This window comes from Streptomyces sp. GB4-14 (assembly GCF_022696125.1).
Lineage (GTDB): Bacteria > Actinomycetota > Actinomycetes > Streptomycetales > Streptomycetaceae > Streptomyces > Streptomyces werraensis.
In genome coordinates this window covers 5,075,565-5,098,136 of record NZ_RZHO01000002.1, presented here as the reverse complement: position 1 = coordinate 5,098,136, position 22,572 = coordinate 5,075,565, and the positions used below count along the sequence as shown (strand labels likewise).

General features: G+C 71.5%; 20 protein-coding genes. 10 read left to right on the top strand and 10 right to left on the bottom strand.

Features of this window, described 5'->3' with window-relative positions; genetic code table 11:
* Positions 1-355: 355 nt before the first annotated feature.
* Entirely contained in the window at positions 356-532 is a 177-nt protein-coding gene (locus tag ELQ39_RS24495) for a hypothetical protein (protein WP_190000002.1), read from the top strand.
* A 255-nt stretch (positions 533-787) separates the two neighbouring features.
* On the top strand, positions 788-1,735 hold the full coding sequence (locus tag ELQ39_RS24490; RefSeq protein WP_190000003.1) for a hypothetical protein: 948 nt from the start codon (positions 788-790) through the stop codon (positions 1,733-1,735).
* 59 nt (positions 1,736-1,794) lie between these two features.
* On the opposite strand, the gene ELQ39_RS24485 is transcribed toward ELQ39_RS24490, so the two are convergent.
* On the bottom strand, positions 1,795-2,217 hold the full coding sequence (locus ELQ39_RS24485) for a Rieske (2Fe-2S) protein (RefSeq protein WP_242593978.1): 423 nt from the start codon (positions 2,215-2,217) through the stop codon (positions 1,795-1,797).
* Positions 2,218-2,549: 332 nt separating this feature from the next.
* On the opposite strand from ELQ39_RS24485, the gene ELQ39_RS24480 reads away from it, so the two are divergent.
* Together ELQ39_RS24480 and ELQ39_RS24475 are read left to right on the top strand one after the other, a co-directional pair.
* Positions 2,550-3,599, top strand: a complete 1,050-nt coding sequence (locus ELQ39_RS24480) for a LacI family DNA-binding transcriptional regulator (RefSeq protein ID WP_242593976.1) — start codon at positions 2,550-2,552, stop codon at positions 3,597-3,599.
* A complete protein-coding gene (locus tag ELQ39_RS24475) occupies positions 3,580-4,500 on the top strand; it encodes a carbohydrate kinase family protein (protein WP_242593975.1) in 921 nt (306 codons plus the stop codon). Before ELQ39_RS24480 ends, ELQ39_RS24475 begins: the two co-directional genes overlap by 20 nt.
* Positions 4,501-4,566: 66 nt before the next feature.
* On the opposite strand, the gene uvrA is transcribed toward ELQ39_RS24475, so the two are convergent.
* Positions 4,567-7,575 (bottom strand): excinuclease ABC subunit UvrA, encoded by a 3,009-nt coding sequence (gene uvrA / locus ELQ39_RS24470; RefSeq protein ID WP_242593972.1) that lies wholly within the window; start codon positions 7,573-7,575, stop codon positions 4,567-4,569.
* Between the two features lie 223 nt (positions 7,576-7,798).
* Here uvrA and ELQ39_RS24465 point away from each other — a divergent pair, with 223 nt between their 5' ends.
* Both ELQ39_RS24465 and ELQ39_RS24460 read left to right on the top strand, forming a co-directional pair.
* Positions 7,799-8,488: a maleylpyruvate isomerase family mycothiol-dependent enzyme gene (locus ELQ39_RS24465; protein ID WP_225627956.1), complete on the top strand. Its 690-nt coding sequence runs from the start codon at positions 7,799-7,801 to the stop codon at positions 8,486-8,488.
* A gap of 39 nt (positions 8,489-8,527) precedes the next feature.
* A complete protein-coding gene (locus ELQ39_RS24460) occupies positions 8,528-9,184 on the top strand; it encodes an MBL fold metallo-hydrolase (protein WP_190000009.1) in 657 nt (218 codons plus the stop codon).
* 18 nt (positions 9,185-9,202) lie between these two features.
* On the opposite strand, the gene aroQ is transcribed toward ELQ39_RS24460, so the two are convergent.
* From aroQ to ELQ39_RS24425, 7 genes are all read right to left on the bottom strand, one after another.
* Entirely contained in the window at positions 9,203-9,676 is a 474-nt protein-coding gene (gene aroQ / locus ELQ39_RS24455; RefSeq protein ID WP_242593970.1) for a type II 3-dehydroquinate dehydratase, read from the bottom strand.
* A 182-nt stretch (positions 9,677-9,858) separates the two neighbouring features.
* Positions 9,859-10,962, bottom strand: coding sequence for a calcium:proton antiporter (locus ELQ39_RS24450; RefSeq protein WP_242593968.1), 1,104 nt, complete (start codon positions 10,960-10,962; stop codon positions 9,859-9,861).
* A gap of 282 nt (positions 10,963-11,244) precedes the next feature.
* On the bottom strand, positions 11,245-12,252 hold the full coding sequence (locus ELQ39_RS24445; protein ID WP_242593965.1) for a TerC family protein: 1,008 nt from the start codon (positions 12,250-12,252) through the stop codon (positions 11,245-11,247).
* Positions 12,253-12,535: 283 nt separating this feature from the next.
* Positions 12,536-14,533 (bottom strand): TerD family protein, encoded by a 1,998-nt coding sequence (locus tag ELQ39_RS24440; protein ID WP_242593963.1) that lies wholly within the window; start codon positions 14,531-14,533, stop codon positions 12,536-12,538.
* An 81-nt stretch (positions 14,534-14,614) separates the two neighbouring features.
* Positions 14,615-15,193: a TerD family protein gene (locus tag ELQ39_RS24435; RefSeq protein WP_190000014.1), complete on the bottom strand. Its 579-nt coding sequence runs from the start codon at positions 15,191-15,193 to the stop codon at positions 14,615-14,617.
* A 136-nt stretch (positions 15,194-15,329) separates the two neighbouring features.
* Complete coding sequence (uvrB, locus tag ELQ39_RS24430; RefSeq protein ID WP_242593961.1) at positions 15,330-17,480, bottom strand: excinuclease ABC subunit UvrB; 2,151 nt, start codon at positions 17,478-17,480, stop codon at positions 15,330-15,332.
* A 40-nt stretch (positions 17,481-17,520) separates the two neighbouring features.
* Positions 17,521-18,384, bottom strand: coding sequence for an MHYT domain-containing protein (locus ELQ39_RS24425; protein WP_242593959.1), 864 nt, complete (start codon positions 18,382-18,384; stop codon positions 17,521-17,523).
* A gap of 278 nt (positions 18,385-18,662) precedes the next feature.
* Here ELQ39_RS24425 and ELQ39_RS24420 point away from each other — a divergent pair, with 278 nt between their 5' ends.
* Together ELQ39_RS24420 and ELQ39_RS24415 are read left to right on the top strand one after the other, a co-directional pair.
* Positions 18,663-19,538: a glycerophosphodiester phosphodiesterase gene (locus tag ELQ39_RS24420; protein WP_190000017.1), complete on the top strand. Its 876-nt coding sequence runs from the start codon at positions 18,663-18,665 to the stop codon at positions 19,536-19,538.
* Between the two features lie 77 nt (positions 19,539-19,615).
* A complete protein-coding gene (locus tag ELQ39_RS24415; RefSeq protein WP_242593957.1) occupies positions 19,616-20,170 on the top strand; it encodes a methylated-DNA--[protein]-cysteine S-methyltransferase in 555 nt (184 codons plus the stop codon).
* Positions 20,171-20,211: 41 nt separating this feature from the next.
* On the opposite strand, the gene ELQ39_RS24410 is transcribed toward ELQ39_RS24415, so the two are convergent.
* Positions 20,212-20,640, bottom strand: a complete 429-nt coding sequence (locus tag ELQ39_RS24410; protein ID WP_190000019.1) for a VOC family protein — start codon at positions 20,638-20,640, stop codon at positions 20,212-20,214.
* Positions 20,641-20,739: 99 nt separating this feature from the next.
* Between ELQ39_RS24410 and ELQ39_RS24405 the strand changes: the two genes are divergently transcribed.
* Positions 20,740-21,651: a pseudouridine-5'-phosphate glycosidase gene (locus tag ELQ39_RS24405; RefSeq protein WP_242593955.1), complete on the top strand. Its 912-nt coding sequence runs from the start codon at positions 20,740-20,742 to the stop codon at positions 21,649-21,651.
* On the top strand, positions 21,648-22,559 hold the full coding sequence (locus ELQ39_RS24400; RefSeq protein ID WP_242593953.1) for a carbohydrate kinase family protein: 912 nt from the start codon (positions 21,648-21,650) through the stop codon (positions 22,557-22,559). The genes ELQ39_RS24405 and ELQ39_RS24400 overlap by 4 nt, the downstream gene beginning before the upstream one ends.
* Positions 22,560-22,572 lie beyond the last annotated feature (13 nt).

Genomic DNA, 22,572 nt, shown 5'->3' with positions numbered 1-22,572 from the left:
AGGCAGGTCTGTGGGGGCCTGGGAGACAGGTCTGTGGGGGCCTGGGAGGCGATCCCGTGGAGTCCGGGGAGGAAGGTCTGTGGGGGTTCGGGAGGCGGGTCCGTCGCGGTTCGGGAGGCGGGTCCGTCGCGGTTCGGGAGGCGGGTCCGTCGGGGTCCGTCAAGGCTGATGCGGGCCGGATGGGTTACGGCGGCCGGTAAGCGGGAATGTGGGGGGTCCGTGCCTCGGGCGATCACCGGGGCCGACGGACGGACCGCAGCGGCGGTCCGCCGGCGGTCCGCACCGGCTCCCCTGCCGGTGGTTCCGAGGCGGTCGTGACAGCGGTTCACGATGTGGCCGCGAGTCGGGAGGTCGTATGCGCCAGATGCGGATCGAGAAAACACGACGGCCGGCCCGGTACCGCCGGTACACGGACGAGACGGCTGCCTTCCCCGAGTCCCTCGACCCGCGCGACCCCGACATCGTGCGCGCGAAGCGCCTCCGGGCCGCGGACTCGCGGCTCCCCGGCGGGAGCCGCACCGACAGGGCCTGATCCCGGACGAACACGTACACACCCCAGGGGGCCGTACCGGCCGCACAGCCGGTACGGCCCCCTCGCGTGTGCCGCTCTTGCCGCCAGACGGTTGTCGGGACTTGGTCAACACGCTTCAATGCGGGGGAACTCGGGGCGCTGAACGACGGCGTACGCATGTGAAGACCGCGCCGCGCCGACGGGGGCGGGCACCCCGAGGGTGCTCCGTGCGAACGGTCTGACCAGCCGTTGTGACATTCACAGAAAGGCCCCTGCATGCCGCACGCCACACAGCACGCGGACGTCGTCACCGCAGAACTGGACTCGGCCCTCCGCGGCGGCCCGTTCCACGTCGCCCTGCGCGCCGCGATCGCCGCGCGGGGTCTGCCGTTGCAGCGGGTGCAGCACCACCTGTCGCGCCACGGCGTGAAGGTGGGCGTCACCAGCCTGAGCTACTGGCAGCAGGGCGCCCGCCGCCCGCAGCGCCCGGAGTCGCTGCGCGCCGTACGGGCGCTGGAGGAGATTCTGCAGCTGCCGGAGGAGTCACTGATCCGACTGCTCGCCGAGACGGACGACCGGGCCGGGGACCGCAGCTCCGCCGGCCGCACCTACCGCTCCCTCGTCGAGGCCTCGGGCGTCCTGGAGGAGCTCCTGGCCGACTTCGGCGCCCCGCGCGACGGCGGGCTGCACACCCTGGGCCATCACGAGCGCGTCCGCATCGGCACCCGCCGGGAGCTGGCGGAACGCGAATCCCACCACATCGTGCGCGCCCACCGCGACGGCGTCGACCGCTACGTCGCCGTCCACCACGGCGATCCGGACGCCGACCCCCGGCGCATGCAGGTCCGCGCCCTGGAGAACTGCCGCATCGGCCGCATACGCCGGCACCACGACACCGGCGTCCTCGCCGCCGAGCTGCTCTTCGACATCCGGCTGCGCGCCGGCGACACCTTCCTCTTCCGGTACACCGTGGAGGACGGCACGGCCGGCGTCTGCCGCGAGTACGTACGGGGTGCCGACTCCCCCGGCGGCCAGTACGCGCTCCAGGTCTGCTTCGACTCCTCCGCGCTCCCGGTACGGTGCCACCGCTTCACCCAGCACTCGGCAGCGGCCCCGCGCGGGGGACGCCAGGAACTGCCCCTCAGCGCACGGCACCGCTCGGTGCACCTGGTGGAACCGCGTCTGCGGGCGGGCTATGTGGGGATCGCCTGGGACTGGGAGTGATCCCGGACAGCACCGGGTGACACGGCCGCGGGCGCGGGTCGGTCCCGCTCGGTCCCGGGTCAGTCCCGGGGCTTGGCGACCAGGGTGCCGTTCTTCACCTCGACGGCCAGCGGCTTCAGGGGCGCCACGGCCGGCTCCCGCAGCACCTTGCCCGTGGTGGCGTCGAACTCGCTGCCGTGGCACGGGCAGACCAGCCTGGTCCCGTCCAGCTTGTTGATGGGGCACCCCGCGTGCGTGCACACGGTGTTGTACGCGGTGAGGGAGCCGTCCTCCCCCCGGTTGACGACCACGTTGTGGTCCCGGTACAGCTTCGCGCCGCCCGCTGCCACCTCGCTCTCCGGGCCCAGCTCGACGGGCCCGGCCAGCGGGGCCGACCTGTCGTCGCCGCCGCCCCCGCACGCGGTGAATCCCAGACCTGCGACGGGTGCGAGGGCCGCACCTCGCAGGACGGTCCGGCGGGTCGCGGCGGGTCGGGCGGACATGCGGGCTCCCACGGTTCGTACGCGGTGGACGAGTGTTCACCGGGACGATACCGGGGTGGGTGCGGCGGGTCGCAGGTGGGTGGGGGTGGGGGTGCGCGGGGCGGTGAAGGGGGGTGGGACGGCGGAGGGGGCTGGGGCGTAAACGCTTGCGTAAACGTTCGCGCGAACGCTTGCGCAAGCGCTGACGTAAGCGTTCGCGTAAACGCTTACGCAATCGTTTACGACCCCCGCTTCCATGCGATACGGTCTCCACCCGAGCCAGCCCAGCACTCAGCGGCCAACAGCCGGCGCACAGCCGGGTCAGCGGCGCCGCACGAAGAGAACGGACGACGATGGCCACCATGGCGGATGTGGCGCGCAGCGCCGGAGTCTCCATCGCGACCGTCTCGCACGTGCTGAACGGCACCCGTCCCGTACTCCCCCACACCCGCCAGGCCGTTCTGGACGCCGTGGAGGAGCTCGGCTACACCCCCAACACCCTGGCCCGCTCGCTGGTCACGGCCCGCACACGGTCGATCGGCCTCGCGGTGTCGGCTATCAGCAACCCATACTTCACGGAGATCCTCCAGGGCGTGGAGGCGGCCGCCCTGGAGCGCGGATACAGCCTCCTCATCGCCGATCCGCACGACGACCCGACGCACGAGCGCAAGGTCGTCCAGTTGCTCCACGAGCGCCGGGTGGACGGCATGATCGTGGCGCCCTCCCCCGAGCCCGGCGAACTCCTGGCCTACCTGAGGCGGCACCAGGTTCCGGCCGTGTTCCTGGACCGGCTGGTCGGGCCGCCCGCCGGCGACGGCCCGCCTCTCTTCGACCAGGTCTGTGCCGAGAGCACCGAGCCGACCACGGGTCTGGTCACCCATCTCGCGGGTCTGGGCCACCGCCGTATCGGTCTGGTCGCCGGGCTGCCCGGGCTCAGCACGACCACGGAGCGGATCACCGGCTACCGCCTCGGACTGGCGGCCTCGGGGCTGCCGTTCGACGAGCGGATCCTCGTGCAGGGCGACTCGGAGGCCGCGGGAGCCGAGCGCGCCACGGCCGAGCTGCTGCGTCTCGGTTCGCGTCCCACCGCGCTGATCACGGCCAACAACGCCATGACCATCGGCACCCTGCGCGCCCTGCAATCGCACGGCCTCTCCGTGCCCGGGGACATCGCCCTGTGCTGCTTCGACGACTTCGCCTGGGCCGACCTCTTCTCCCCCCGTCTCACCGCCGTGTCCCAGCCGAGCCGGGACATCGGTGCCAGGGCCGTCCAGATGCTGCTGGACCGTCTCGCCGAGCCGGACCGGCCGACCCGTACCGAACGCCTCCCGTGCACCTTCGTGCACCGCACTTCCTGCGGCTGCCCGGAAGAAAGGAACCCTCGTGATCGTCGTAGCCGGTGAGGCACTGATCGACCTGGTGCCGCAGGGGGCGGGTGCGCTCGCCGCGCTGACGCCCGCGCTCGGCGGCGGTCCCTTCAACACGGCGGTCGCGCTGGGCCGCCTCGGCTCCCCCACCGCGTTCTGCTCCCGGGTGTCGCGGGACGCCTTCGGTGAGGCGCTGCTGGAGCGGCTGCGGGAGACCGGTGTGGACGTGGCGCCGGTGCAGCGCGGCGACGAGCCGACGACGCTGGCCGTCGCGACGGTCGGCGCCGACGGCTCGGCGGCCTACTCGTTCTACGTGGAAGGCACGGCGGACCGGCTGTTCGGCAAGCCCCAGGCGCTGCCCCCCGGCACCCGGGCGGTGTCGTTCGGGACCTGTTCCCTCGTGCTGGAGCCGGGCGCGAGCGCGTACGAGGCGCTGATGCGTGAGGCGTCGGCGCGGGGTGTGTTCACGGCGCTCGACCCCAACATCCGGGCGGGGCTGATCGCGGACGCCGACGCCTACCGGGCCCGGTTCAGGAGCTGGCTGCCGTCGGTGTCGCTGCTGAAGCTGTCCGCGGAGGACGCCGAGTGGCTCGGCGGGTCCCCGCGGGAGTGGCTGGCGGCGGGCCCCGCGGCGGTCGTGGTGACCCGGGGCGGGGACGGGCTGACGGCGTACACCCGTGACGGCGCCGAGTACACGGTGCCGGGTGAGCGTGTCGAGGTGGTGGACACCATCGGCGCGGGCGACACGGTGAACGCGGCCCTGCTGCACGGGCTGTCCGAGCGGGACGCGCTGAGCGACGAGGGCGTGGCCGCGCTCGGCGCCGAGGGCTGGGAAAGCCTGCTGCGGTTCGCGGCGCGCGCGGCGGCGGTCACCTGTTCCCGCGCCGGTGCGGAGCCTCCATATGCCCGTGAGCTGGAGGCATGGAGGGCCGTCTGACGCAAAGGTGCCGTGCCCCGGAGGCTGTCCTCCGGGGCACGGCACTTGTGCGTGCGGGCGGACCGGTCAGGCCTTGGTGCCGCGCGTCGTCTTCTTCGCGGCGGTCTTCCCCACCGTCTTCTTGGCAGTGGTCCCGACCGTCTTGGTCGTGGCCCTCTTCGCCGTCGACCGGGCGGCGACCGTGTTCTTCGCCGCCGTGCGCGGGGCGCGCACCTGCTGGGCGTCGCTGATCCGCTCCGCGCCGAGGATCTCCCGCAGGAACTTGCCGGTGTGGCTGGCCGGCACGCCGGCGACCTGCTCGGGCGTGCCCTCCGCGACGACGAGACCGCCGCCGGAGCCGCCCTCGGGGCCCATGTCGACGACCCAGTCGGCCGTCTTGATGACATCGAGGTTGTGCTCGATGACGATCACGGTGTTGCCCTTGTCGACCAGGCCGGACAGGACGGTCAGCAGCTTGCTGATGTCCTCGAAGTGCAGACCGGTCGTCGGCTCGTCGAGGACGTAGACCGTGCGGCCGGTGGAGCGCTTCTGCAGCTCGCTGGCGAGCTTGACGCGCTGCGCCTCGCCGCCGGACAGGGTGGTCGCGGACTGGCCGAGCCGGACGTAGCCGAGGCCGACGTCGTTGAGCGTCCGCAGGTGACGGGAGATCGCCGGGACCGCCTCGAAGAAGTGCATGGCCTCTTCGATCGGCATGTTCAGCACGTCGGCGATGGACTTGCCCTTGTAGTGGACCTCCAGCGTCTCCCGGTTGTAGCGGGCGCCGTGGCAGACCTCGCAGGGGACGTAGACGTCGGGCAGGAAGTTCATCTCGATCTTGATGGTGCCGTCGCCCGCGCAGTTCTCGCAGCGGCCGCCCTTGACGTTGAAGGAGAAGCGGCCCGGCATGTAGCCGCGGACCTTCGCCTCCGTCGTCTCCGCGAACAGCCGGCGGATGTGGTCGAAGACGCCCGTGTACGTCGCCGGGTTGGACCGCGGGGTGCGGCCGATGGGCGACTGGTCGACGTGGACGACCTTGTCGACGAGGTCGTCGCCCTCGACACGGGTGTGCCGGCCGGGCACGCTGCGCGCGCCGTTCAGCTCGCGGGCGAGGTGCGTGTACAGGATGTCGTTGACCAGCGTCGACTTGCCGGAGCCGGACACGCCGGTGACCGCGGTGAAGACGCCCAGCGGGAAGGAGACGTCGATGTCCCGCAGGTTGTTCTCCCGGGCGCCGCGGACCGTGATGCGGCGCGACGGATCGTGCGGGCGCCGCAGGTCGGGCAGCGGGATCGCCTTCTTGCCCGACAGGTACTGGCCGGTCTGCGACTCGGCGTTGGCGAGCAGCTCCTTGAGGGAGCCGCTGTGCACGACCTTGCCGCCGTGCTCGCCGGCCCCGGGGCCGATGTCGACGATCCAGTCGGCGACCTTGATGGTGTCCTCGTCGTGCTCCACGACGATGAGCGTGTTGCCCATGTCGCGCAGCCGGACCAGGGTCTCGATCAGCCGGTGGTTGTCCCGCTGGTGCAGGCCGATGGACGGCTCGTCGAGCACGTAGAGCACGCCGACGAGGCCGGATCCGATCTGGGTGGCCAGGCGGATGCGCTGGGCCTCGCCGCCGGACAGGGTGCCCGCCGCGCGGTTCAGCGAGAGGTAGTCCAGGCCGACGTCGACCAGGAAGCGCAGCCGCTCGTTGACCTCCTTGAGGACGCGCTCGGCGATCTTCTTGTCGCGGGCGGTCAGCTTCAGCTCGCCCAGGAAGTCCGCGCAGTCGCTGATGGACATCGAGGAGACCTCGGCGATGGACTTGCCCATGACCGTGACGGCGAGGACGACCGGCTTGAGGCGCGTGCCCTCGCAGGAGGGGCAGGGCACCTCGCGCATGTAGCCCTCGAAGCGCTCGCGGCTGGCGTCGCTCTCGGCCTCGCTGTGCCGCCGCTTGACGAACGGCACAGCGCCCTCGAAGGCCGTGGTGTAGCGCCGCTCGCGCCCGTAGCGGTTGCGGTAGCGGACCTCGACCTGGGTCTTGTGGCCGTGGAGCAGGGCCTTTTTGGCGCGCTGCGGCAGGCCGGCCCACGGGATGTCCGTGCGGAAGCCGAGCGCGTCCGCGAGGGCGCCGACGAGGCGGTCGAAGTAGTCCTTGGTGTGGCCGTGGGACCACGGGTGGATGGCGCCCTCGTCGAGGCTCTTGTCCGGGTCCGGGACGATCAGCTCGGGGTCGACCTCCATGCGCGTGCCGATGCCGGTGCACTCGGGGCAGGCGCCGAAGGGCGAGTTGAAGGAGAACGAGCGGGGCTCCAGCTCCTCGAACGACAGGTCGTCGTAGGGGCAGTAGAGGTGCTCGGAGTACATGCGCTCGCGCTCCGGGTCGTCCTCGGGGAGGTCGACGAAGTCGAGCACGACCATGCCGCCGGACAGCCCGAGGGCGGTCTCCACGGAGTCGGTGAGACGGCGCTTGGCACTGTCCTTGACGGTGAGGCGGTCCACGACCACCTCGATGGTGTGCTTCTCCTGCTTCTTCAGCGTGGGCGGGCTGGACAGCTGGACGGTCTCGCCGTCCACCCGCGCGCGGGAGTAGCCCTTGGTCTGGAGGTCGGAGAAGAGGTCGACGAACTCGCCCTTGCGCTCGCGCACCAGCGGGGAGAGCACCTGGAAGCGGCTGCCCTCGGGCAGCTCCAGGACCTTGTCGACGATGGCCTGCGGCGACTGGCGGGAGATCGGCCGGCCGCACTCGGGACAGTGCGGCTTGCCGATGCGCGCGAAGAGCAGGCGCAGGTAGTCGTAGACCTCGGTGATGGTGCCGACCGTGGAACGCGGGTTGCGCGAGGTGGACTTCTGGTCGATGGAGACCGCCGGGGACAGGCCCTCGATGAAGTCGACGTCCGGCTTGTCCATCTGGCCGAGGAACTGCCGGGCGTAGGAGGAGAGCGACTCGACGTAGCGCCGCTGCCCCTCGGCGAAGATGGTGTCGAAGGCCAGCGAGGACTTGCCCGACCCCGACAGGCCCGTGAACACGATGAGCGAGTCGCGCGGGAGGTCGAGCGAGACGTTCTTGAGGTTGTGCTCGCGCGCTCCACGGACGATGAGACGGTCGGCCACGCCGGTCCGCACCTTTCTTGAGGGAAGTGACAGGGGCGGGGCCCCCGTCCTTTTCAGACTAGGGGGAGCCACTGACAACGCCGGTTCGGATTCACGGATAGTCAACAAACCCCGGCTCTCCAGCATGCCCGACGCCGCACCCGACCTTATAGCACGTGTATTCGATTTTGCTGTCCGGTCCACCTCCTTCACCCGAAGGTGTGACGCGGCTAGGGTCGGCGGCATGATTGATCACGCTGATGACCTGGCGTCTGTACAAGCCGCTACCGAGCGGCTGCTCCACGCGATCGGCACACTGGACAACGCGGCTGTGACCCAGTCGTCACGTCTGCCCGGCTGGACCCTCGGTCATGTGCTGACCCATCTGGCCCGCAACGCGGACGCCCTGGTGAACGTCCTCGAGGGCCGCCCCATGTACGCCTCCGCCGAGGCGCGGGACGCCGACATCGAGGCGGGCGCCGCGCGGCCCCTGGACGAACAGCTCGCGGACGTGCGGGACAGCGCGGAACGTTTCCGCGCGGCGGCCGGGGTCCCGGCGGACTGGTCCCGCACCGTCGCCCTGCGCAACGGCGTCACCGACCGGGCCGAGCGGGTGCCGTTCCGGCGCTGGATCGAGGTGGAGCTGCACCACGTCGACCTGGGGATCGGCTACGAGCTGGAGGATCTGCCGGCCGACTTCACCGAACGGGAGACCGAGTTCCTCGCGGCCCGGTTCAGCGGTCACCCCGACGTGCCCGCCACCACCCTGTCGGCCGCCGACGGCCGCACCTGGACGACCGGCGGCGGGGCGGACGGCGGCCCGGTCACGGTCGAGGGGACGCCCGCCGATCTGCTCGGCTGGCTCGCCGGACGCCGGGACGGCGGCGCCCTGACGGTGAAGGGCGGGGACCTCCCGAAGCTCCCGCCCCTGTGAGCACGGTCCGACGCCGATTCCGGCGCTAGGCTGACGCCCATGACGTACAGCGGGCGGGTGACGGTCGGCGGGCCGGCCGACGTGCACGAACTCAAGGACCTGATGATCACCAAGGTCGCGGTCGGCCCCATGGAGAACAACGCGTACCTGCTGCGCTGCCGGGCCACCGACGAGCAGCTGCTGATCGACGCGGCGAACGACGCCGACGCGCTGCTGGGCATGATCGGTGACGACGGCATCGCGTCCGTCGTCACCACCCACCGGCACGCCGACCACTGGCAGGCGCTCGCGGAAGTCGTCGCCGCCACCGGCGCCCGCACCTACGCGGGCCGGCACGACGCCGAGGGCATCCCGGTGGCGACCGACGTGCCGGTGGACGACGGTGACGTGATCCGCGTCGGCCAGGTCGAGCTCACCGCCCGCCGGCTCGTCGGCCACACCCCCGGCTCGATCGCCCTCGTCTACGACGACCCCCACGGGCATCCCCATGTGTTCACCGGGGACTGTCTGTTCCCGGGCGGTGTGGGCAACACCCACAAGGACCCGGAGGCGTTCGCCAGCCTGCTGCACGACGTCGAGACCAAGATCTTCGACGTCCTCCCGGACGAGAGCTGGGTCTACCCGGGCCACGGCAACGACACCACGCTCGGCGCCGAACGCCCCCACCTGCCGGAGTGGCGCGCCCGCGGCTGGTGAACGGGCGGCGGACCCGCGTCATGCCTCGGCCAGGCCCGCTCCTGCCAGTGCCGCGATCCGCTCCACCGCGAACACGTATCCCTGGACGCCGCACCCCGCGATGACGCCGTCTGCCCGCAGGGAGACGTAGGAGTGGTGCCGGAAGCTCTCCCGCCGGTGGATGTTGGAGATGTGGACCTCCAGTACGGGCATGCCGTCGCAGGCGTTGAGGGCGTCCAGGATCGCGACGGAGGTGTGCGAGTAGGCGCCCGGGTTGATCACGATGCCGCAGTGGTTGAGCCGAGCCTCGTGGATCCAGTCGACCAGCTCGCCCTCGTGGTTGGACTGGCGGAGGTCCACCGTGCCGTTGTGCGCGGCGGCCGCGCGGGCGCACATCGCCTCGACGTCGGCCAGCGTGTCGCGCCCGTAGATCTCCGGCTGCCGCTGCCCGAGCAGGTTCAGGTTGGGGCCGTTGAGGATCATGATCGGGGCGTCGGCCAGGTTGCGGGGCACGTTTCCTCCGGTCCTTGGAGAGCGCGGTCCCTCGTCGGAACCGCTGGTCGAACCCGGTCTATCACGCCGTGGCGGCGGCTCGTACGGCACTTCCGCCGCCGTGGTCGCGAGTCAGCCCGTGCCGGGAAGCGTCCGGGGCCGCCCGGAGGTAGGGGCGGCCCCGGGATCGGGCGGGCGGGCGGTCAGGGATTGATCGCCAGTTCCAGATAGGCGGCGAGCAGCACCAGGTGCACGCCGCCCTGGAGCGGTGTGGCCCGGCCGGGGACCACCGTCAGGGCGCTGACCACCACGGTGAGGGCGAGCAGCACCATGTGGGTGCTGCCGAGACCCAGGATGAGCGCGCCGGGGAGCCAGAGCGACGCCAGCGCGACGGCGGGGATGGTCAGGCCGATGCTGGCCATCGCCGAACCGAGGGCGAGGTTCATGCTGGTCTGCACGTGGTTGCGGCGCGCGGCGCGCACGGCGGCGATGGTCTCCGGCAGCAGCACCAGCAGGGCGATGATCACACCGACCACGCCGTGGCCGAGACCGGCCGCCTCCACCCCCGACTCGATCGTCGGCGAGACGCCTTTGGCGAGGCCGACGACACCGATCAGGGCGAGGAGCAGCAGCCCGGCGCTGATCAGCGCGGTGCGCGTGGAGGGCGCCTCGGCGTGCTCCTCCTCCGGTCCTGACGGCTCGCCCTGCTTGGCGACCGGCAGGAAGTAGTCGCGGTGTCGCACGGTCTGGGTCGCGACGAACAGGCCGTAGAGGCTCAGCGAGGCGACCGCCGCGAAGGTGAGCTGGACGGTGGAGAACTCCGGGCCCGGCTTGCTGGTGGTGAACGTCGGCAGCACGAGGCTGAGGGTCGCCAGCGTGGTCACGGTGGCGAGGGCGGCTCCGGTGCCCTCGGAGTTGAAGACCGCCGTCTTGTGGCGCAGCGAGCCGACGAGCAGGCTGATGCCGACGATGCCGTTGCAGGTGATCATCACGGCGGCGAACACGGTGTCCCGGGCGAGCGTCGCGCTCTTGTCCCCGCCGTCGAGCATCAGGGTCACGATCAGCGCGACCTCGATGACAGTGACGGCGACCGCGAGCACCAGGGAGCCGAACGGCTCACCGACCCGGTGGGCGACCACCTCGGCATGGTGCACGGCCGCGAGCACCGCTCCTGCCAGGACCAGGGTCACCACGACGACGATGCCGCCGGGCAGGTCCCTCCCCCAGGTCAGGACGAGCAGCACGACCGCGAGCACGGGAACGGCGACCGTCCATCGGGACGCCAGGGCCTTGATCCGGTCCGTCATGCGGCGATCGTCCCCGGCATGAGGGGGCGCCGCACCTCAAGGACTGTCGACCACCGGACGACCGTCGAGGGCGTCGGAACTGCTGTCACCGCCGTGCGGCGACCCCTTCCGCTCCGCGATCCTGATCGTCTCGGGGTCATCATGGTCACGCATGCCCTCCTCGTACTGGTCGGTTGCGGTCGGCGCCGCCCGGGGCCGGCGCGGTGGAACGTGCGGGTCCGGGAGCGGGGGCGGCGCTGCGCCGCCCCCGCTCCCGGTGCCCGTGTTCCTGGTTCGACGGGATCAGACGTCGATGTCGGTCTTCGCGGGGGTCTCGGTCTCGGCCGGCCCGGTGACCGCCTCGGTCTGCGCCTGCTTACGGGAGGCGCGGAGGCTGGTGATCGTGGTGATGATCAGCACCGAGCAGATCACGCCCAGGGAGACCGGAATGCTGATCTCGGGGACGTGCACCCCGGACTCGTGCAGGGCGTGCAGCACCAGCTTCACGCCGATGAAGCCCAGGATGATCGACAGGCCGTAGGAGAGGTGGACCAGCTTCTTCAGCAGTCCGCCGATGAGGAAGTACAGCTGCCGCAGACCCATCAGCGCGAACGCGTTCGCCGTAAACACGATGTACGGGTCCTGGGTCAGGCCGAAGATCGCGGGGATCGAGTCCAGCGCGAACAGGACGTCGGTGGTGCCGATCGCGAGCATCACGACGAGCATCGGGGTCATGACCCGCTTGCCGTTCTGCTGGATCCACAGCTTGGTGCCGTGGTAGCGGTCGGCCACGCCGAAGCGGCGCTCGGCCGCCTTGAGCAGCTTGTTCTCCTCGAACTCCTCGTCCTCCTGGTCGGCCCGGGCCTCCTGGATGAGCTTCCAGGCGGTCCAGATCAGGAAGGCGCCGAAGATGTAGAACACCCAGGAGAAGCTGGCGATGATGGCCGCGCCCGCGGCAATGAATATCGCGCGCAGCACCAGGGCGATGAGCACGCCGACGAGGAGCACCCTCTGCTGGTACTTCGAGGGCACCGCGAACTTCGCCATGATCAGGACGAAGACGAAGAGGTTGTCGACGCTCAGCGACTTCTCGGTGATGTAGCCAGCGAAGAACTCGCCCGCCGGCCGGCCGCCTCCGAAGATCAGCAGACCGAGCCCGAAGATCGCGGCCAGGACGATCCAGACGATCGTCCAGATCCCCGCCTCCTTGACGGACACGTCATGCGGCTTGCGGCCGATGAAGAAATCGACGGCGATCAGGGCGCACAGGCCCACGATCGTCAGGACCCACAGGGTCAGGGAAACATCCACTACGCCTCCGGCAGATACGTCACACGGCAAATGTCAGCGTCGTCGCTGCCGGAGGTCTCTTCCACCCGGACCTGGGGCGCGTGATGCGCCCGGACGGTCCTGGGCCGACGCCCCGGGATCTGGCCTGATCCGTATTGACGGGGTCGCCGCACAGACAGGGAGTACTCCCCTCCGTGCGACCAAGACTACCCAATCACCAAGGATTGGTAAAGAGATCAGTAAAGAAAGGCACAAAGACCCAGGTGAAGAGCTTTACGCGTCCTTGGCCGAAGCGCTCGGGCGGTCACCTGTTCCATGTGCGGCGGGCCTCGGCGACCTTGGTGAGGACCTGACGGAGCACCTCGCTGCCGTGCGGCACCGCCGGCGGCTCGTACGTCCAGGCGTGCCCCACCCACGGGTCGGCGAGGTGGTCGTCGGGCACCGGGGTCAGGCGCAGCAGCGCGCGCCACAGCGGGTCGAGCAGCGGGCCGTAGCCCGTGGACTCCTCGCGGTCCGCGACCATCATCAGGTGCACGCCGACCGACGGCCCCTCGTCGACGAGGTAGCGCAGCTGGTTCACGGCCCGGTCGTCGAAACCGTGCGGGAAGTCGTTGACGATCAGCAGTTGCTGCGCGGTGTCGAACCCGGGCGGCAGGGCGTCCGGGGCTCCGCCGCGCAGCGCCATCTGCACCAGGTCGACCCGCTGGGTGAGCCGGGCCAGCACCTCCGTCACACCCGCGGCGCCCTGGGCGGGCGGCTCTGCGAGGACGCCGGTCTGGGTGAGCGGGGCCAGGGCCTGCGCGCCGGACCCGGCCGGGTCGACGACGTGCACGGTGAACTCGCCGGCCGGGTAGACGGCGAGCAGCCGCGCGGTGTGCGCCACTGCGGTGTCCATGGCCAGGCGCCGCATGTCGTGGGAGTCGGTGAACGACCCGTCCGGGGAGTCGGTGCGTCCGCTGTCGATCCACAGTCCGCGCTCCAGCGGCAGCCGGAGCAGCATGGGGATGCGGATCGACTCGGCCTCGGGCAGCCGGAGGTCGCCCAGGCGCAGCGCCATGGGTATCTCCATCGGCACCCGGTAGGCGTGCCAGCAAGGGTTGTCCCAGCGGGCGAACGCCGGGGGCAGCGCGGGCTCGACGACCTCGGACTCGGCGACGAGCTGGGCGACGTCCCGGTCGAGGGACGCGCGCGCCTGGTCGACGAGCTGCGAGTACCGCGCGCGGGCCGCTTCGCGGGCTGCGTCGCCCTGGCCGCCGATGCGGCTGCGCGGGTCGGACAGGGCCTGCTCCAGCTCCTTGTCCATCCGCGACTCGGCGAAGTCCACGGCGCTGCGGTACGCGGCGGCGGTGCGGGCCAGGTCCTCGAACATGCCCCAGACCTGGTTGTACAGCCGCTCCTCCATGGACCAGCCGGTCGCGTCGCCCGCCACGGGCTGCGCGGGCCGTCCGGGCTGGGCCGGGGGCGCCGCGGGCGGGGGCGGCGGCGGGGCGGAGGTCTGCCGCCCGGGGTGGCTGTAGTTGACGGGCCCGCCTGACGCCGCGTGGGGGTCCGTGGCGCCGCCGTAGGGGGACTGCGGTCCGCCGTGTCCCTGGCCGCCGGCCGGCTGCCCGCCGTACGTCGGCGGCACGGGGCCGGGGGCGCCCTGCGGCGCGGCGCCCTGGTCGGGCCCGACCGCGGGGGCCGCGGCCTGACGGGAGCGGTCGCCCTCGGACGTGCGGGGCGGGGGCGCCTGGACCGAGCGGGCGAGGCCGCGGGCCACGGCCTCGTCGATGCCGGACGCGAGCTGTGCGGCCTCGGACAACCCCTGGTCAGCGAGGAGTTCGGCCAGTCCGCCCGCGTAGCCCTGGCCGACGGCACGTACCTTCCAGGCGCCCTGCCGCCGGTACAGCTCCAGCGCGATGACCGCGGACTCCTGGTCCAGGCCGGTGATGGTGTAGCTGGCGACCTCGGTGCCGTCGAGACCGGTGACGGCGACGAAGGGGGCGGCCACCGATCCGAAGCGGGCGGGTCCCGCGCCGCCGTTCGGGGCGGGCAGGGCGAGCAGCACGCTCACGCGGTGGACGGCTTCGGTCATGGCGTCCAGGTCCACCGCGAGACGGTGATCGGCGGCCGCCTGGCGCGACACCTCAAGGCCGGGCTGCACGGGAGCGCCCGGGTGGGCCACCCATTCCGCGCCCTGGATCCGTCCGTCCGCGTCGCTCAGCGCGGCGGCGGCGGCGACCGGCGTGCCGGCCGAGATCCGGATCTCCAGACGGGACTGGGACAGCGGGTGGTTCTGCCCCCGCACCAGCTCGGCCGTCATCGCGTTGGTCCCCCTGTGTCGCGTCGATGTGTCGGGTGCGCCGGCCGGCCCCCACGTGGGGCCGGCCGGCGCCGCTGCTGCCTAGAGGACCGGCAGGATGGCCGGCATCAGGTCCTGGAACGTGCGGCCGTTGGCCGGATTGCCGATGGCCGTCATCGTCCAGCCCGAGCCCGTGCGGTGCACCTTGGCCATGATCTGGGCGGTGTAGGGGCCGCCGCCGGCCAGCGTGTAGCGGGCGAGCTCCTGGCCGTTGGTCTCGTCGACCAGCCGGCAGAAGGCGTTCTGCACCTCCTGGAACGTCTGGCCCGTGAAGGAGTTCACGGTGAAGACGATCTGGTCGATGTGGACCGGGACGCGCGAGAGGTCGACGAGGATGGCCTCGTCGTCGCCGCCCTGGCCGACGCCGCCGACGAGGTTGTCGCCGGTGTGGCGCACGGAGCCGTCGTCGCTCACCAGGTGCCGGAAGAAGACGACGTCGACCGGCTGCTTGTCGGCGAAGAGGACGGCGGAGGCGTCCAGGTCGATCTCCCGCGTGCGGGTGCCGAACAGGCCACGCCGGGGGGCCGCCTGCCAGCCGAGACCCATGCGCACCGCGGTCAGGCTGCCGCCGTCGTTCTTCTGCAGACTGATGGCCTGACCCTTGGTCATGTTGACGGTCACGCGCTGATTCCCCTCTCGGACGTCCCCTGTTGCCGCGAAGACCGCGGTTGACCAGAACCCTACGCAGGTGCACCGACAGCGACGTACCCCGGTCCACACTTTGTGTCGGTCTTGCAACACATTCCGTGTGCGGAGGTCAGGACAGGCCCGCCTCCTGCATCTGCCTCAGTTCCTTCTTCATCTCGGACACCTCGTCGCGCAGCCGTGCCGCGATCTCGAACTGCAGGTCGGCGGCGGCGGCGCGCATGCGCGTGGTGAGTTCCTCGATCTGCTCGGCGAGTTCGGCCGCGGGGCGGTCGGTGGGCACGGTCTCGGCGGCCTTGCCCTTGGCGCCCTTGGCGTTGTTCGCCGCCTTCGCGGCCTTGCCGCCGAGGGCGGGCACGGGCGTCCTGGTGCCGCCGCCGTCCTTCTTGGCCTGGCGGTAGCCCGAGCCGAGCAGCTGCTCGGTGTCGATGTCCTCGCGGGCGATCTGGGCGACGATGTCGTTGATCTTCTTGCGCAGCGGCTGCGGGTCGATGCCGTTGGCCTGGTTGTACGCGACCTGCTTCTCGCGGCGGCGGTTGGTCTCCTCGATGGCCTTCTCCATCGCCGGCGTGATCTTGTCGGCGTACATGTGGACCTGGCCGGAGACGTTGCGCGCCGCGCGGCCGATGGTCTGGATCAGGGAGGTGCCCGACCGCAGGAAGCCCTCCTTGTCGGCGTCGAGGATCGCCACCAGGGACACCTCGGGCAGGTCGAGGCCCTCACGCAGCAGGTTGATGCCGACCAGGACGTCGTACTCGCCGCTGCGCAGCTCCCGCAGCAGCTCCACCCGGCGCAGGGTGTCGACGTCGCTGTGCAGGTACCGCACCTGGATGCCGAGTTCGAGGAAGTAGTCCGTGAGGTCCTCGGCCATCTTCTTGGTGAGCGTGGTGACCAGGACGCGCTCGTCCTTCTCCACACGTGTGCGGATCTCGTGCACCAGGTCGTCGATCTGGCCCTCGGTGGGCTTGACGACGACCTCGGGGTCGACGAGTCCCGTCGGGCGGATGATCTGCTCGACGAAGCCGTCCGAACGGGAGAGCTCGTACTGGCCGGGGGTGGCCGACAGGTACACCGTCTGGCCGACGCGCTCCTGGAACTCCTCCCACTTCAGCGGGCGGTTGTCCAGGGCGGACGGCAGCCGGAAGCCGTGGTCGACCAGGGTGCGCTTGCGGGAGGCGTCGCCCTCGTACATGGCGCCGATCTGCGGCACAGTGACGTGCGACTCGTCGATGACGAGGAGGAAGTCGTCCGGGAAATAGTCCAGGAGCGTGTTGGGCGGCGAGCCCGGTGTGCGGCCGTCGAAGTGCATCGAGTAGTTCTCCACGCCGGAGCAGGTGCCGATCTGGCGGAGCATCTCGATGTCGTACGTGGTCCGCATGCGCAGCCGCTGGGCCTCCAGGGGCTTGCCCTGCTTCTCCAGCTCGGAGAGTCGCTCGCCGAGCTCCTTCTCGATGTCGTTGACCGCGCGTTCCAGCCGCTCGGGGCCTGCGACGTAGTGGGAGGCGGGGAAGACGTAGAGCTGCTGGTCGTCGCTGATGATCTCGCCGGTGAGCGGGTGCAGCGTGGACAGGGCCTCGATCTCGTCGCCGAACATCTCGATGCGGACGGCGAGCTCCTCGTAGACCGGGAAGATCTCGATGGTGTCGCCGCGCACGCGGAAGGTGCCGCGGGTGAAGGCCATGTCGTTGCGCGTGTACTGGATGTCGACGAATCGGCGCAGCAGCTCGTCGCGGTCGATCTCGTCGCCGACGCGCAGGGGGACCATGCGGTCCACGTACTCCTGGGGGGTGCCCAGGCCGTAGATGCAGGAGACGGAGGCGACGACGACCACGTCGCGGCGGGTGAGCAGCGAGTTGGTCGCGGAGTGGCGCAGCCGCTCGACCTCCTCGTTGATCGAGGAGTCCTTCTCGATGTAGGTGTCCGACTGCGGGACGTACGCCTCGGGCTGGTAGTAGTCGTAGTACGAGACGAAGTACTCGACCGCGTTGTTCGGCAGGAGCTCGCGGAACTCGTTGGCCAGCTGGGCGGCCAGGGTCTTGTTCGGCGCCATGACCAGGGTCGGACGCTGGAGCTTCTCGATCATCCACGCGGTGGTGGCGGACTTGCCGGTTCCGGTGGCGCCGAGCAGCACGACGTCCCGCTCGCCGGCCTCGATGCGCCGGGCGAGCTCGGCGATGGCCGCGGGCTGGTCGCCGCTGGGCTGGTAGGGGCTGACGACCTCGAAGGGCGCCACCGTGCGTTCGATCTGGGAAACGGGCCGCATGTCATCCACGGTACGACCCCCCACTGACAACGGGTCCGGGTCAGCGGCGCTGGGGGGTGCGGGAGCGGTGTTCGACGGGGCCGCGGGCCCGCAGCCGGGAGCGGACCGAGGAGTGCTGTGCCGGGGAGTGGGCGGGGATCCCGGGCAGGCGCTCGGCGGAGGGCGCCGAGGGCCGGCCCATGACGACCAGCGGGTCGAAGATCACCACGATGCCGGCGAGGACGAGGACGGCGAGCGGGCCGACCATCATGGGGCCGAGCAGGGCCGCGGCGGACTCCCCCGTGGCGGGTTCGGCGGTGCCGTGCACGTGCACCTCGACGGCGGCCATGCCTGTGTAGTGCATGCCGGTGACCGCGAGACCCATCACCAGGCTGGCGCCGACGCTCCACAGGAACCCTCTGGCCTGTCCCGCCGCCCACAGGGCGGCGCTGGCGGCGGCCATGGCGACGACGACCGAGGCGGCGACGGCGACGGTGTCGTACTCGATCCGCCCGTCGAGACTCATCCCGGCCATACCCAGGTAGTGCATGGAGGCCATGCCGAGACCGGTGACGGTCCCCCCGGTGAAGAGGGCCGTCCCGGTGGCCCCCCGGTACCCGACGATGAAGATGCCTATGCCCACCATGACGACGGCGACGGCGAGGCTCGCGAAGGTCATCGAGCGGTCGTAGTGGATCGGCGTTCCCTCGACCGTGAAGCCCATCATCGCGATGAAGTGCATCGTCCAGACGCCGGCGCCGATGGAGGCCGCCCCGAGGGCGAGCCAGCCGGGTCGCCAGGAGCGCGGCCCCAGCCCGGCCCGGGTGGTGCAGCGCAGCCCCAGCGCACCTCCGAGACAGGCCATGAGATAGGCCACCAGAGGTGTTACCAGCCCGTAACTGAATCCGTCGACCGTGCCCTGCATGCGCGGCTGCCCTTCCGCCCTGTACGTCCCGCGTTGCCCCGTTGTGCGCCCCCTCCCAGAACCGCTGCGGCGGCCAGGGTTTCGCAGAGAGTATGACCCCCACCGGAATGGTCGAACGACTATCCGGCAAAGAAACACGTCCTTGCCGCAGGTGTGTGGCACCGGTGTGCGGCGCTCCGGGGCCGCCGTTCAATCCCTGGCCATCCCGCGCCCGTCTCGCGTTGACCCTCTGCTGTCACAGTGGTTCCTACCGTGACCGTTCGACGCGAGGAGTACACATGCACGCACGCGCTGCAGCCGCCTCGACCACCGCGCTTGCGGGAGCCGCCGTCCTCCTGCTGCCGCTCTCCCCGGCCCGGGCCTCAGAGAGCGCCGCGCCCGCGCCCGTGGTCGTCGCGCACCGGGGCGCCTCCGGCTACGCGCCGGAGAACACGCTCGCGGCAGTCGACAAGGCGGCCGCCCTGGGCGTCGAGTGGGTGGAGAACGACGTCCAGCGCACCAAGGACGGCGAACTCGTCGTCCTCCACGACGACAGCCTGCAGCGCACGACCGACGTCGAAGAGGTCTTCCCCGACCGTGCGCCGTGGAAGGTGAAGGACTTCACCGCCGCCGAGATATCCCGCCTGGACGCGGGCAGCTGGTTCGACCCGAAGTACGCGGGCGCGCGCGTGCCGACGCTGGAGCAGTTCGTGCACCGGATCGACCAGCACCGGCAGAAACTGCTGCTGGAGATCAAGAACCCGCAGCTGTACCCCGGCATCGAACGGGACATCCTCAAGGTGCTGGCCGACGAGGGCTGGCTCGGCCCGGCGCACGTGCGGCAGCGGCTGGTCGTGCAGAGCTTCGGTGCGGACAGCGTGCGCACGGTCCACCAGCTGGCGCCCGCGGTGAAGACCGGCTTCCTCGGCACGCCGCCGGTCGCGGACCTGCCGACGTACGCGGCCTTCACCGACCAGATCAATCCCTCGCACGCGTCGCTCACCGCCGACTACGTGACCGCGGTGCACGCCTTCAAGGGGGCGCATGGCAAACGGCTGGAGACGTTCACCTGGACGGTGAACGACGCGGCCGCCGCCCGCCGGGTGGCCGGCTACGGAGTGGACGGGATCATCACCAACAATCCCGACGTGGTGCGTGACGCGGTGGGCGGCTGATCCCTCGTCCGCAGCCGTCCTGTGTCTCGTCGCCGTTCCGGCCGGTGTTGTCGGTGGCGGGTCGTACGGTGGGGCGCATGGACAGCGACGGGCGGTACGAGCAGCGGGTCGTGTGGGCCGTCGTGGACACCGGCATCGGCCCGCTGCTTCTGGCCGCGACCCGGGAGGGCCTGGTCAACGTGGTGTTCCACGCCACCGACGAGGTGCGTGACAAGGCGCTGGAGCGGCTGGCGTCCCGGCTCGGCTCGGAGCCCGTGGAAGATCCCGGATCTCCCCTGCTGGCCGAGGCGACAAGCCAGTTCGACGCCTACTTCGCGGGTGAGCGTCGCTCCTTCGAGCTGCCGCTTGACTGGTCGCTGATCTCGGGTTTCAACCGCGAGGTGCTCCGCGAACTGGCCACCACCGTGCCGTTCGGCACGGTGGTGGGGTACGGCGACCTGGCGGGCCGGGTCGGTCAGCCGGGCGCCGCGCAGGCCGTGGGCATGGCCATGGGCGCCAACCCGTTGCCGGTGATCGTGCCCTGCCACCGGGTCGTGGAGAGCGGCGGCGGCATCGGCGGGTTCGGGGGCGGGCTTGAGACCAAGCGGCGGCTGCTCGCCCTGGAGGGTGTGCTGCCGGAGCCGCTGTTCTGATCTGACACCGCCGCTCAGCCCGGGGCCCGTGCAACCGCCGGTCAGTCGTAGTGACGCGCCTCGAAGACGTTGCCGTCGGGGTCGCGGAAGTAGAAGCTGCGCTTGGCGGGGCCGCGTGCGCCGAAGGAGTCGTGGGCGATGTCCGACACCGGGACCGACTGCTCCCGGAGACGGTCGAGGAGGGCGTCGAAGGCGTCCGCGGACAGCGACAGGCAGACGTGGTTGACGGGGTGACCGGAGCTGTCGGCGGCCCCGGGGAGCATCGTCATACGGTCCGCCTTGGAGCGCGGCATGAGGTCGAGGATCGTCTCCTCGCTGACGCGCACCGAGGGGAAGGGTGCCTCGCCCGCCGAGAACGCGGCGAGCCGGACCGGGTCCAGGCCGACGGCCTTCTCGTAGAAGTGCGCGGCGGCGATCGGGTCACTCACCCAGAGGACGATGTGGTCGAGCCGGGTCGCGTGGTCTGTCATGGCTCCAGCCTCCGTGAGCCGTGTGACGCGCCGCAAGGGTTTGGCCCGGCGTGCCGCCCGCCAGAGATGGAGGGAGAGGCGGCAGACAGGAGGCAACGCGTGGTGCTCATGGTGTCGGACGAGGTACGGGACGCGGTCGCGACGGGCCGGCCGGTGGTGGCCCTGGAGTCCACGATCATCGCTCACGGCCTGCCCCGGCCGCGCAATCTTCAGGTGGCGCGCGAACTGGAGGCCGCGGTGCGGCGGGAAGGCGCGGTTCCCGCGACGATCGCGGTGCTGGACGGCACGCCGCGGGTCGGCCTGGACAAGGAGCAGCTGGAGCGGATCGCGAACGAGGACGGCATCCGCAAGCTGGGCCATCGTGACCTGCCGCTCGCGGTGGCCACGGGGGCGAGCGGCGCGACGACGGTCTCCGCCACCGCGCTGGTCGCGGCGCTCGCGGGCATCCGGGTCTTCGCCACCGGCGGGCTCGGCGGGGTGCACCGCGAATGGACGGTCACCCAGGACGAGTCGGCCGACCTCGGGCTGCTGGCGCGCACCCGGATCACCGTGGTGTGCGCGGGCGTGAAGTCGATCCTGGACGTGCCGGCGACCCTGCAGCGACTGGAGACGCTGGGCGTGGCGGTCGCCGGGTACGGCACCGACCGCTTCCCCGGCTTCTATCTGTCGGACTCCGGGCATCCCGTGGATTGGCGGCTGGACACCCCGGAGGAGGTGGCCCGGGTGATGCGGGCGCAGGACGCGCTCGGCGGCCCGGAGTCGGCGCTGATCGTCGCCAACCCGGTGCCGGAGGACGAGCAGCTGGATCCCGAGACGCACGCGCGGGTGCTCGACGAGGCACTGCGGGCGTGCGAGGCCGCCGGGGTCACCGGTCAGGGCGTCACCCCGTTCCTCCTGGACCATCTGGTGAGGCACACCGACGGCGCCTCCCTCGAGGCCAATCTGGCGGCGGTGCGCGGCAACGTGGCGCTCGCGGCCCGGGTGGCGGCGGCCTGGGCCGCCGGGAAGTGACCGGGTCGGGCGGGGCGCTGCTGGTCGTCGGCGACGTGATCACGGACGTGGTGGCGCGCCATGCCGGACCGCTCGCCCCCGGCACGGACACGGCGGCCGTGATCCGCACGGTGCCGGGCGGGGCGGGAGCGAACGTCGCCTGCTGGGCGGCTCGCCGGGGCGGGTGCGAGGTGCGGCTGCTGGGGCGGGTGGGTGTGGACGCGGCGGTCTGGCACGAACGGGAGCTGGCGGCCTGCGGGGTGCGTCCGCGGCTGGTCGTGGACGCCGACGTGCCGACCGGGACGGTCGTCTGCCTGGTCGACGAGGGTGCGGGGGCCGAGCGGACCTTCCTCACCGACAGCGGCGCGTCGCTGCGGCTCGGACCCGAGGACTGGTCGGACGCCCTGCTGGACGGGGTGGGTCGGCTGCACTTGTCGGGCTATCTGGTGTTCAGCGGGAGCAGCCGGGCCCTGGCGGCGGTGGCGTTGAAGGCGGCTGAGGCCCGCGGGGTGCCGGTGAGCGTGGACCCGGCGTCGGCCGGGTTCCTGGCCGAGCTGGGTCCGGAACGCTTCCTGTCGCTGGTCGACGGGGTGGACGTGCTGCTGCCGAGCCGCGACGAGGCGTGCCTGCTGACGGGGTGTCCGGACGTGGCGGAAGCTGCGGTCTCGCTGAGCCGAAGGGTGCCGCTGGTGGTGGTCAAGCTCGGCGCGGAGGGTGCGCTGCTGGCGCGGTCCGGCGAGGTGTGCGGTCGCGTTCCTGCCCTGCCGGTGACACCTCGGGACACGACCGGCGCGGGTGACGCCTTCACGGGGGCCTTCCTCGCGGCGATGCTGGCCGGTGCGGATGCCGGGCGGGCGGCGGAGGAAGGGTGCCGGGCGGGGGCCGCGGCGGTGGAGCGAGTGGGTGCACGGCCGCCGGTGCGGGGCTGAAGGGCGTCGTCCT

Excerpts from the sequence above, each read along its gene's own strand:
- ELQ39_RS24495 (WP_190000002.1), top strand. The coding sequence starts at position 356 with ATGCGCCAGATGCGGATCGAGAAAACACGACGGCCGGCCCGGTACCGC.
- ELQ39_RS24490 (WP_190000003.1), top strand. The coding sequence starts at position 788 with ATGCCGCACGCCACACAGCACGCGGACGTCGTCACCGCAGAACTGGAC.
- ELQ39_RS24485 (WP_242593978.1), bottom strand. The coding sequence starts at position 2,217 with ATGTCCGCCCGACCCGCCGCGACCCGCCGGACCGTCCTGCGAGGTGCG.
- ELQ39_RS24480 (WP_242593976.1), top strand. The coding sequence starts at position 2,550 with ATGGCCACCATGGCGGATGTGGCGCGCAGCGCCGGAGTCTCCATCGCG.
- ELQ39_RS24465 (WP_225627956.1), top strand. The coding sequence starts at position 7,799 with ATGATTGATCACGCTGATGACCTGGCGTCTGTACAAGCCGCTACCGAG.
- ELQ39_RS24460 (WP_190000009.1), top strand. The coding sequence starts at position 8,528 with ATGACGTACAGCGGGCGGGTGACGGTCGGCGGGCCGGCCGACGTGCAC.
- ELQ39_RS24450 (WP_242593968.1), bottom strand. The coding sequence starts at position 10,962 with ATGACGGACCGGATCAAGGCCCTGGCGTCCCGATGGACGGTCGCCGTT.
- ELQ39_RS24440 (WP_242593963.1), bottom strand. The coding sequence starts at position 14,533 with ATGACGGCCGAGCTGGTGCGGGGGCAGAACCACCCGCTGTCCCAGTCC.
- uvrB (WP_242593961.1), bottom strand. The coding sequence starts at position 17,480 with ATGCGGCCCGTTTCCCAGATCGAACGCACGGTGGCGCCCTTCGAGGTC.
- ELQ39_RS24425 (WP_242593959.1), bottom strand. The coding sequence starts at position 18,384 with ATGCAGGGCACGGTCGACGGATTCAGTTACGGGCTGGTAACACCTCTG.
- ELQ39_RS24420 (WP_190000017.1), top strand. The coding sequence starts at position 18,663 with ATGCACGCACGCGCTGCAGCCGCCTCGACCACCGCGCTTGCGGGAGCC.
- ELQ39_RS24415 (WP_242593957.1), top strand. The coding sequence starts at position 19,616 with ATGGACAGCGACGGGCGGTACGAGCAGCGGGTCGTGTGGGCCGTCGTG.
- ELQ39_RS24410 (WP_190000019.1), bottom strand. The coding sequence starts at position 20,640 with ATGACAGACCACGCGACCCGGCTCGACCACATCGTCCTCTGGGTGAGT.